We start from the raw sequence: 10,598 nt of genomic DNA, 5'->3' as shown, positions 1-10,598 counted from the left end.
AACACCATCTTAGCAGGTGTTGCACTTGTTCCGTGAACTCACGGGGTCCCGCTTTGTCTGTCGGCGGGACGCAGAAGCGGGATTCCCGCTTTCGCGGGAATGACGGGGTGCGAGGCGGGGGGAGAAAGCGGCGCGAGAGCGACTTCCGCATCGCGAGTTGATTTGTTAGTCTCCGTCCTTGCGGTCACCTCATCCCCACCCCGCTCAGCCTGAGCCTGTCGAAGACCCCGCGATTTGGGTTGCAGTGGATATCAACGTCATCCTGAACTTGGTTCAGGATCCATCGTGCACCAATTGCCAAAGCCGCGTGGGGCGGAATGGACCCTGAAACAAGTTCAGGGTGACGGTTCATGATCCCGCTCTGTGGTCACAAACACTGCGGCGGGCTCGAGCAGAGCTGATCGGTCATACTCCCTCAGACCGGCCCCACCAGCGGCATCACGCCGGGGTTCAGCGCGGCGCGGGCGTGGCGGCGCATGCGCTGTTCGGCATCATCGGCGCGGCCCGAGAGCATGGCGTCAGCCACGGCGAGATGCTCCTCGTGCGCGGCCTTGAGGTGGTCGCGCGCGTTGGCGAGATCGTCCCAGTCCAGCGCCAGCGCCGCGGCCGAGGCGAGCGGCAGGTGGTTGTTGCGTGCCAGCGCGACGCCGATCGCGCGGTTGCCGCTGGCCTCGAGCAGCAAGTCGTGGAACGCGAGATTGTAGCTGTAGAAACGGTCGACATGCTCGGGGGCAAAGCCATCGCCCGCAAACAGCGCGTCGCCCTCGGCCAGCACCGCCTTCAGCTTGCGCGCAAAGCCGGGCGCGATCGGGCGCGAGGCGATCAACCGCACCGCCAGCCCTTCGAGCACGCCGCGCACCTCGATCGCATCGTCGATCTGGGCGGGCGTGACCCCGCGCGCCGCATAGCCGCGCCGCCCCAGCTTCGCCACCAGCCCTTCCTGCTCGAGCGTGCGCAAGGCGGTGCGCACCGGCATGCGCGAGACGCCGAAGCGTTCGGCCGTGGCGATCTCGGCGATGCGCGCGCCATCGGGAATCTCGCCCGAAACGATCATCTTGCGCAGCGCGAACAGAACGCGCTGGCCGGGCTTCATCGGGGCAGTCATGCCACCCTGTTTAGCCCGTGCGCCCGGTCCGGCAAGCCCCCAATCCGGCTTGCACCTTCCCGCAAACTGCATTATTGGATCCAATAACGAGCATCCTCAGGAGAGATACCGATGGCCACCGCCCCCGATCTGGAAGAGCGCAGCGCCGCCGCGCGCGCCACCGCGCCCTGGCCGCGCAACGCCTGGTATGTCGCCTGCATGCCCGACGAGATCGAAGGCAAGCCGCTGGGCCGCACGATCTGCGGCGAACCGATGGTGTTCTTTCGGGGCAAGGAAGGCAAGGTCGCGGCACTCGAGGATTTCTGCCCGCATCGCGGCGCGCCGCTGTCGCTCGGGTTCGTCCGCGATGGCGCACTGGTCTGCGGCTATCACGGGCTCGCCATGGGCTGCCATGGCAAGACCGAGGGCATGCCCGGTCAGCGCGTCGGCGGTTTCCCGCCGATCCGCACCTTTCCGGTGATCGAGCGCTATGGTTTCATCTGGGTGTGGCCGGGCGATGCCGATGCGGCCGATCCGGCGAAGCTCAGGCACCTCGAATGGGCCGAGGACGAAGGCTGGGCCTATGGTGGCGGGCTGTACCATATCCGGTGCGACTACCGGCTGATGATCGATAACCTGATGGACCTGACGCACGAGACCTATGTCCATTCGACCAGCATCGGGCAGAAGGAGATCGACGAGGCCCCGGTCAAGACCCGGCTGGTCGGCGACGAGGTGGTGACCAGCCGCTTCATGGACGCGATCGACCCGCCGCCCTTCTGGGCGATGGCGTTGCGCGGCGCCGGGCTTCCCGATAACGGGCCGGTCGATCGCTGGCAGCTCTGCCATTTCCACCTGCCGAGCAGCGTCGAGATCGAGGTCGGCGTCGCGCCCGTCGGCGAGGGCGGCTACGAGGCCCCGCTCGAGCGCAAGGCCTATTCGGTGGTGGTCGACTTCATGACCCCCGAGACCGAGGGATCGCACTGGTATTTCTGGGGCATGGCCCGCCGCTTTGCGGTCGACGATGCCGAGCTGACCACCACCATCCGCGACGGCCAGGGCAAGATCTTCGCCGAAGACATGGAGATGCTCGAGCGCCAGCAGAAGAACCTCGACCTCTATCCCGACCGCCGCCTGCTGCTGCTCAATATCGACGCCGGCGGTGTGCGCTCGCGCCGGCTGATCGAACAGGCGATTGCGGCGGAGGCGGGTTGATGCGGTAACCCGCACCCCTATCTACATCATTGTCAGTAGACGCGCGGGCATAGCTTGATAAGGTGCGCGCCATGCGTGTGCTCAAACGTCTGGCGCTCAGCCTTCTCGTCCTTGTTGTCGTAACCGCCATCGCGCTTGCCGTGTGGGAGCCGCTGGTAGCCGAATCGGGCCAGGCCCCGGCGTCGCGCCAGTATGACGTGGAGATCGTCCGCGACGATTTCGGCGTGCCGCATATCTTCGGCAGGACCGATGCCGATGTCGCCTATGGCGTCGCCTACGCCCATAGCGAGGACGATTTTGCGACGATTCAGGAAGTCGCCGCGATGACGCGCGCGCGCACCGGTGCGCTGACGGGTCAGGACGGCGCGAAGGTCGATTTTGCGGCGCATCTGCTCGACATCCGCGGGACCGTCGATCGCAAGTACGATACGCTGCCCGCCGATATCCGCGCGTTGCTCGATGCCTATGCCGCGGGCCTCAATCACTATGCCGACAAGCATCCCGAAGAAGTGCGCCTGTCCGGGCTGTTCCCGGTCAACGGCCGCGACATTGCCGCTGGCTTCGTGCTGCGCTCGCCCTTCTTCTTCGGGCTCGATTCGGTGCTCGGCGCGCTGGTCGAGGGCAAGGACCTGCCGATCGAGGGCGGGCCGAAACTCTCCGGCAAGGAAGTCGCGCGCGTGACGCCGATCGGTCCCGAGCCCGACATGAACGGATCGAACGCCTTTGCCGTCGCCCCGGCGCGCTCGACCGACAATGTCACGCGGCTGATCTCGAACTCGCACCAGCCCTGGCGCGGCGGCGTCGCCTGGTACGAGCTGGTGGTGCATTCGGAAGAAGGCTGGGATTTTGCTGGCGCGACCTTTCCCGGTTCGCCCTATCCGTTCCTGGGCCACAACAAGACGCTCGGCTGGACCAACACGGTCAACCGGCCCGACCTGATCGATGTCTACAGACTCGAGCTGAACGACGACAGGACGCAGTACCGGCTCGACGGCCAGTGGCGCGATCTCGAAGCGAAACGCGTCTGGTTGAAGGTCAAGATGGGGCCCTTCACGGTGCCCGTGCCGCAGACGGTCTACCGCTCGGTGCACGGCCCGGTGATCCTGAACGGAAAGGGCGCGTTCGCGATCCGCTATGCCGGGATCGACGAATTAAAGATGCTCGAGCAATATTTCAGGATCAACAAGGCGCGCGATTTTGCCGAATGGCAGAAGGCGATGGCGATTCAGGGCGTGCCCGCGACCAATTTCATCTATGCCGATGCCCAGGGCAATATCGCGATGGCGTACAATGCGCTGTTCCCGGCGCGCAAGCCGGGCGCGAACTGGCGCGGCGTGCTGCCCGGCGACCGCAGCGACCTGATCTGGAAGACGCACCTGCCCTGGGACCGGGTGCCGCTGCTGGTCAATCCCGCGTCCGGCTATATCATGAACGCCAACAACACGCCGTTCGTCGCGGCGGGTCCCGACGACGAGCTCGACCGCGCCACCTTCTCGGCCCTGATGGGGATCGAGGACGACATGACCAATCGCGCGCGCCAGGCAATCAAGCTGTTCGAGGCGGCGGGACAGATCGACGCGGCGACATTGGCGCGGATCAAGTACGATGTGGGTTACGACAGGTCGGATTATGCCACCGGCTGGATCAACGCGCTGCTGGCGGTCAAGCCCGATGGCGACAAGCGCATCCCGCAAGCGCAGGCGCTGCTGCGCGCCTGGGACTGGCAGATGGACGGCAAGGGCAAGGGCGATGCGCTGGCGCTGATGCTGATGCGTCCGGCGATGCGGCAGAGCTATCGCCGCCTGCCGCTGCCCGATCCGCGCAAGGAACTGGTCGCCGCGATCGACCATCTCGAAAAGCATTTCAACACGCTCGACCCGAAGCTCGGCACCGTGCTGCGGCTGCGCCAGGGCAAGGTCGATCTGCCGATGGACGGCGGATCGGACACGCTGCGCGCGGCGACGCTCTGGGACGTCGACGAGAAGGACGGCCGCTTCGCCGTGCGCCATGGCGACAGCTTCATCCAGTTCGTCGAATGGGACGAGGCCGGCAACGTGACCTCGCGCTCGATCCAGCCCTTCGGTGCGGCGACGACGCGGCCCGACAGCCCGCATTATGCCGACCAGGCCAAGCTGTTCGTCGAACACCAGACGAAGCCCGTCTATTTCACCCGCGAAGCGCTGATGCCGCATGCCAAGCGGCGCTATCGCCCGTGATTGCGCTTGAAACCGGTTGGGCAAGTCTTATGGTTTCAATCAGCAACCCTCAGGCGGCACCGGCGCATCTGCGACAGTCCGGTGGCACCCGATAGAACAGACCGACACGCTCCCAAGAGAGGCCTCATATCCATGCTCAAGCCCTTCCGCTCGCTGATCGCCGTATCCTCGCTGGCGCTCGCCGTGGCGCTTTCCCCCGCGCAGGCGCAACAGGCCGCCCCGGTCGCCGATCTCGTCAAGACGGTGAACATCCCCTATCAGCAGTTCACGCTCGCCAATGGCCTGACCGTCATCGTGCACGAGGACCGCAAGGCCCCGATCGTCGCGGTGTCGATCTGGTATGACGTCGGCTCCAAGCACGAGCCCAAGGGCAAGACCGGCTATGCGCACCTGTTCGAGCACATCATGTTCAACGGGTCGGAGAACGCGCAAGGCGACTATTTCGAATATCTCAAGAAGCTGGGCGCGACCGACTATAACGGCACCACCTGGTTCGACCGCACCAACTATTTCCAGACCGTGCCCAAGGCGGGGCTGGAAGGCGCGCTGTTTCTGGAAAGCGACCGCATGGGCCATCTGCTCAACGGCATCACCCAGGAAAAGCTGACCAACCAGATCGGCGTGGTGCAGAACGAGAAGCGCCAGGGCGACAACCAGCCTTATGGCCTGGTCGAATACAAGCAGATCGAGATGCTCACTCCGCCGGAGCATCCCTATGGCCATTCGACAATCGGATCGATGGAGGACCTGCAGGCCGCGTCGCTCGACGACATGAAGAAGTGGTTCACCGATCATTATGGCCCGAACAACGCCATTCTGGTGCTGGCCGGCGACATCAACGTCGCCGAAGCCAGGCCACTGGTCGAAAAATATTTCGGCGACATCGCCAAGGGCCCTGAAGGCAGAAATGGCTGACGCGTCCCGTCGCCAAGCTGCACGTGCTGCCCGGTGAGCGCGATGCCTATCAGGAGGTCGCGGGCGGAACCGGCAAGGCGACCGGCAGCGGCCCCGCAATGCGCACCGGCGTTTTGGCGGCACCGGCCTTCTATTCGAGCATGGCCGAAGATGCGATGGCCGCAGGCGCCGCGAGCAAGCAGCCGCTCGCCGCGGTCGATCGCTCGACCTTCCCCGAAGCCGGCGCGGTACCCGATCTCGACTTCCCCGATGTCGAGGAAGCCACGCTCTCGAACGGCATCAAGGTGCGCTTCGCCAAGCGGACCGCCGTTCCGGTGGTGCGCGTCGCGGTGAGCTTCGATGCCGGCTATGCCAGCGACCCCAAGGACGCTCTCGGCACCAACAGCCTGATGATCGCGCTGCTGCAGGAAGGCACGCAGAAGCTCAATTCGGTGCAGCTGGCCGAGGCGCAGGAGCGGCTGGGCGTCAACATCAACGCCTCGTCGGACCTCGATCGCACGATCGTCTCGATGAGCGCGATGAAGGCGAACCTGGGTCCGTCGCTCGACCTGCTGGCTGATGTCATCCGCACCCCCGCCTTCGACGCCAAGGAGCTGGAGCGCGTGCGCGTGCAGCAGCTCACCCGCATCCAGGCCGAGTTCACCCAGCCCCAGGGCATTGCGCTGCGCAACCTGCCGCCCCTGCTCTACGGCCAGGCGCACCCCTATGGCGTGCCGCTGACCGGCACCGGCGATCCGGCGGTGGTCGCCAAGCTGACGCGCGATCAGCTCGCCGCCTATCACGCCCAGTGGATGCGGCCCGAGCGCGCGTCGATCTTCGTGGTCGGCGATACCAGTCTCAAGGACATCATGCCGATGCTGGAAGAGCGCTTCGGCAAATGGCCGTCGAACCGCATGGCGCTGATGCAGAAGGATTTCAGCGCAGCGATCCCGGCGGGCCAGGGCCGCATCATCCTGATCGACCGCCCCAACTCGCCGCAGTCGCTGATCCTCGCGGGCCAGGTGCTGAAAGCCAAGGGCACCGACAACCTGCTCGCGCTCGAAACCGCGAACGACATCCTGGGCGGCGATTTCCTGTCGCGGATCAACATGGACCTGCGCGAGACCAAGGGCTGGTCCTACGGCACCCGCACGCTAATCCAGCGGCCGAAGAACGACGTTCCCTTCCTGGCGTTCGCGCCGGTGCAGACCAACCAGACCGGCCCGTCGGTCACAGCGATCATCCAGCAGATGAACGACTTCATCGGTTCCAAGGGCGTGACTCCTGAGGAACTCGATCGCACGGTCAAGGGCAACAGCCTGGAGCTGGCGGGCACCTATGAGCGCTCGGCCGCGGTGCTGTCGCAGATGCAGTCGGACGCGCTTTATGGTCGCCCGACCAACTATGCCGAAAGCCTGGCCGCGCAGTATCGCAGCATGGACGCCGAGAAGCTCAACGGGGCGATGCGCACCGCGCTCAACCCGAAGACGCTGACCTGGGTCATCGTGGGCGATGCCGCCAAGGTCGAGCCGCAGCTCAAGGAACTGGGCATGCCCGTCGAGGTTCGCCGCGCGGCACCTGCCGCCGGAGACAAATAAGCCACCAACGTTCAACCCACCACGAAGAGAGGACAATACCATGTCAGTTGCTGGACAATATGATTGCGTGACCAAGTCGCCGATGGGCGACCAGAAGTCGGTGCTGACCGTCAATGTCGATGGCGACAGCTGGACCGGATCGAATGCCGGCCAGATGGGCTCGCTAGACATCACCGACGGCAAGGTCGACGGCAACACGCTGACCTGGACGATGGACATGAAGGTGCCGATGCCGATGAAGCTCGAGGGCACCGCCACCGTCGACGGCGACACCATCACCGGCCAGATCAAGGCCGGCGCGTTCGGCACCATGGCGATGAGCGGCACCCGCAAGGCGTAAGCCGGATCAATCCTCCCCCAGCGGGGGAGGGGGACCATCCGCAGGATGGTGGAGGGGTGTCGCCCGGATTGGAAGTGGACACCCCTCCGTCTCGCCTCTGGCGAGCCACCTCCCCTTGCAGGGGAGGTTTTTTTATGGGCGGTGCGCTTCGACCGGGTCGTTGGGATCGGGCGTCTCACTCGACGAGACATGGTTGAGCGCGATCACCCAGCGGCCACCCACCTTGCGCATCAGCCGCGTGTTGATGCCATATTGCGGGCTTTCTGCCCGATCGAGATGGTAGCGGCTGATCAGCTGCGCCGCATCCGGGGCCAGCATCTCCACCCTGATGTCATAGAAATGCAGCGTCCCGCGCTTCTCCGGCGATCCGCCATAATCGCGGACATAATGGTCGAGCGTCCCCTGCCAGTCGCGCTGGAACTGCCCGCGCGAGACGAACACCACGCCGGGGTTCAGAAAGCCGCGCATATAGCCTTCGAAATCGCCTCGATTCCAGGCCGCTTCCATGTCGGCAATCACCGTGCGAATTTCGGCCTCGGGCGTCGGCGCTTCGGCGCGCGCAGGTATCGCGGCGATCACCGCCAAGGCAGCCAAACCCGTTCTCCGGCGAAAGCCGGAGCCCAGAGCGATCTTGTGCCCACCGCCCCTGGAATCCGGCTTTCGCCGGAACTCGCCGCGCTCGATCGCGCCATTGCGCGCCTCCATCTCCGCCAGAGCGTCCGGATAGGCCGTCAGCCCTGGCGACACCCGCCATTCGGGTGCGGAAATCGTGCGGATCGCGGTTTCGGTCAGTTCTGCTGTCATCGGTCCTGCCTGTCGGCGCGCGACGGACCGCGCGGCAAATGCCTTGCGCGGCGCCCGTGCGGCGTTTAGCGCAGGCCTTTAGTCGCTTTAGCCAGTGAGGCCAATCCCGCCATGACACGCAAGCTCGATCTTTCCGGCTGCTGGAACGACGTGATGCAGCTGTTCAGAGGCAATCGCGAACTCCTGCTGAGCGTGGCGGGCGTGTTCATCCTGCTGCCCAGCCTCGCATTCGCGATGTTCGTTCCGCGGCCGCAAAGCCCGCCCGATGCCGATCTCGCGACGATCTATGCCAATATGCAGGCTTTCTACGAGGCCAATTACGGGTGGATCATCCTGATCGGCCTCCTCAACGGCTTTGCCAGCATCGTCATGCTGCTGCTGATGCTCGACCGTCGCCGCCCCAACGTGCGCGAGGCGATGCGGCGCGGCCTGTCGATCATCCTGCCTTATTACGCCATGGGCGTGCTGAGCGGCGTATTGACCTTTCTCGGATCGCTCGCCTTCATCCTGCCCGGCATCTACATTTTCGTGAAGCTGATCGTTGCCGGACCCGTCATGGCGGCAGAGCGTGTCCATACGATCATCGCACCGATGCGGCGATCCTGGGCGCTGACCAAGGGCAATAGCGGGCGCATCCTGATTTTCGTGCTGGTCGTCGCGGTGACGGCATTCTTCGTTTATATCACCAGCGTGACGGTGTTCGGCATCGTCATCAGGCTGGCGCTGGAAGGCCCGATTGCCGAAACGCTGACCATGCTGATCGACGCCGTGGTCAGCATGCTGCTGTCGGTGCTGATGGTTTGCGTCTATGCCGGCATCTATCGCCAGCTGGCCGAGCCCGATGCTGATGAAATTGCGCGCGAATTTGCCTGACGCGCTGGAATTTCGGCTTTGCAGCCCTAAGTTTCGGGCATCACGAACAAAGGGGTCCTTCGACATGCGCGCATTTGCACTTTCGCTTTCCGCTCTTGCCCTCGCCACCGGCACTTCCGCGATGCTGACCGAAGCCCCTGCCGTCGCTGCGGACGCGGGCAAGATCGCGATCGGCGGCAAGGCCCCGATGTTCACCACTACCGGCGCCAAGGCAGGCAAGGCCTATAAGCTGAGCCTCGCCAACGAGCTGAAAAAGGGCCCGGTCGTCCTCTATTTCTTCCCCAAGGCGTTCACCAGCGGCTGCACTGCGGAGGCGCACGAATTCGCCACGCGCATGGCGGAGTTCAGGAAGGCGGGCGCAACCGTGATCGGCCTGTCGGCGGATGGTATCGACGAGCTCAAGAAATTCTCCACCGAAGCCTGTCAGAGCAAGTTCACCGTCGCGCAGGCCACGCCCGCGATGATCCAGGCCTATGGCGTGGGCCTCGCCGGTCGACCCAACATGACCGGGCGCACCAGCCTGGTCGTCGCGCCCAATGGCCGCGTCACCTTCGTCCATGACGACATGGACTATCGCGACCATGTCAAGCTGACGCTCGGCGCGGTCCAGTCCATGGCCAGGAAAAAGGGCTGATTTTCCTGCGTGACCGACGCAACGCCGCGCGCTAGCGTCGCTGCATGAGTTGGCAGGAAGAGATCGACGAGCTCGCCCGGCGCCGTGCGCTGGCCGAGAAGATGGGTGGGGAAGACAAGGTTGCGCGGCAACATGCGCGCGGCAAGATGGATGCGCGCGCACGGATCGACGCGCTGCTCGATCCGGGCAGCTTTCGCGAGATCGGCAAGATCGCCGGGCGCGGCAGCTACGATGAGAACGGCGATCTGGTCGATCTGGCGCCTTCCAATTTCATCTTCGGTCGCGGCGATATCGACGGCCGCGCGATCGTCGCCAGCGCCGACGATTTCACCGTGCGCGGCGGGGCGGCCGATGCGGCTCTGCACCGCAAGTTTGTCCAGTGCGAGGCGATGGCGCACGAACTGCGCCTGCCGCTCGTCCGCATGATCGACGGCACCGGCGGAGGCGGATCGGTCAAGACGCTCGAGACGATGGGCTACACCTATGTGCCGATGGTGCCCGGCTGGGAGCATATCGTCACCAATCTGGACACCGTTCCCGTCGTGGCGCTCGCGCTTGGCCCGACGGCGGGGCTCGGCGCGGCGCGCACGGTGGCGAGCCATTATTCGGTGATGGTCAAGGGCCTGTCGCAGCTGTTTGCCGCCGGCCCGGCGGTCGCTGCCGCGATCGGCGAGACGGTCGACAAGGAGCAGCTGGGCGGCACGGAAATCCATTGCCGCAACGGCGTGGTCGACGAGGAGGTGGCGAGCGAGGCCGAAGCCTTTGCCGTCGCGCGGCGTTTCCTGAGCTACCTGCCCTCCTCGGTCGACAGCCTCGCAGCGCGCGCGCCGTGCGACGATCCGGTCGATCGCCGCGAAGAGGTGCTGCTCAGCGCGGTGCCGCGCGATCCGGGCCAGGTCTATGCGATGCGTCGGGTGCTGGCGCAGGCGTTCGATCACGG

The 10,598-nt window shown here is 65.1% G+C and carries 8 protein-coding genes and 1 pseudogene; 7 read left to right on the top strand and 2 right to left on the bottom strand.

From position 1 onward, the window contains the following. Positions 1–415: 415 nt before the first annotated feature. Complete coding sequence (locus DM995_RS02150) at positions 416–1,105, bottom strand: GntR family transcriptional regulator (RefSeq protein WP_116968343.1); 690 nt, start codon at positions 1,103–1,105, stop codon at positions 416–418. A gap of 111 nt (positions 1,106–1,216) precedes the next feature. Here DM995_RS02150 and DM995_RS02145 point away from each other — a divergent pair, with 111 nt between their 5' ends. The 4 genes and pseudogenes from DM995_RS02145 to DM995_RS02130 all read left to right on the top strand — a co-directional run bounded on the left by DM995_RS02145 (position 1,217) and on the right by DM995_RS02130 (position 7,347). After that, entirely contained in the window at positions 1,217–2,299 is a 1,083-nt protein-coding gene (locus tag DM995_RS02145; protein ID WP_116968342.1) for a Rieske 2Fe-2S domain-containing protein, read from the top strand. 71 nt (positions 2,300–2,370) lie between these two features. After that, positions 2,371–4,515, top strand: a complete 2,145-nt coding sequence (locus tag DM995_RS02140; protein WP_116968341.1) for an acylase — start codon at positions 2,371–2,373, stop codon at positions 4,513–4,515. 132 nt (positions 4,516–4,647) lie between these two features. Then, positions 4,648–7,007 (top strand): annotated as a pseudogene (locus tag DM995_RS02135) (M16 family metallopeptidase). Between the two features lie 40 nt (positions 7,008–7,047). Further along, positions 7,048–7,347, top strand: a complete 300-nt coding sequence (locus DM995_RS02130) for a hypothetical protein (RefSeq protein ID WP_023838966.1) — start codon at positions 7,048–7,050, stop codon at positions 7,345–7,347. Between the two features lie 132 nt (positions 7,348–7,479). Here the strand turns inward: DM995_RS02130 and DM995_RS02125 are convergent, their stop codons facing one another. Further along, positions 7,480–7,941, bottom strand: coding sequence for a YybH family protein (locus DM995_RS02125; protein ID WP_502696598.1), 462 nt, complete (start codon positions 7,939–7,941; stop codon positions 7,480–7,482). 321 nt (positions 7,942–8,262) lie between these two features. Between DM995_RS02125 and DM995_RS02120 the strand changes: the two genes are divergently transcribed. The 3 genes from DM995_RS02120 to DM995_RS02110 form a co-directional block, all read left to right on the top strand. Next, positions 8,263–9,024: a hypothetical protein gene (locus DM995_RS02120; protein ID WP_023837464.1), complete on the top strand. Its 762-nt coding sequence runs from the start codon at positions 8,263–8,265 to the stop codon at positions 9,022–9,024. Positions 9,025–9,088: 64 nt separating this feature from the next. Beyond that, a complete protein-coding gene (locus DM995_RS02115) occupies positions 9,089–9,658 on the top strand; it encodes a peroxiredoxin (RefSeq protein ID WP_116968340.1) in 570 nt (189 codons plus the stop codon). A 44-nt stretch (positions 9,659–9,702) separates the two neighbouring features. Next, positions 9,703–10,598 (top strand): carboxyl transferase domain-containing protein (locus tag DM995_RS02110; RefSeq protein ID WP_286164921.1); only part of this gene is annotated, 896 nt, incomplete at its 3' end.

Origin of the sequence: Blastomonas sp. UPD001, assembly GCF_003426715.1 — a bacterium.
Taxonomy (GTDB): Bacteria; Pseudomonadota; Alphaproteobacteria; order Sphingomonadales; family Sphingomonadaceae; genus Blastomonas.
The sequence above is the reverse complement of the archived record's forward strand: the minus strand, read 5'-3'. Positions and strand labels throughout refer to the sequence as shown.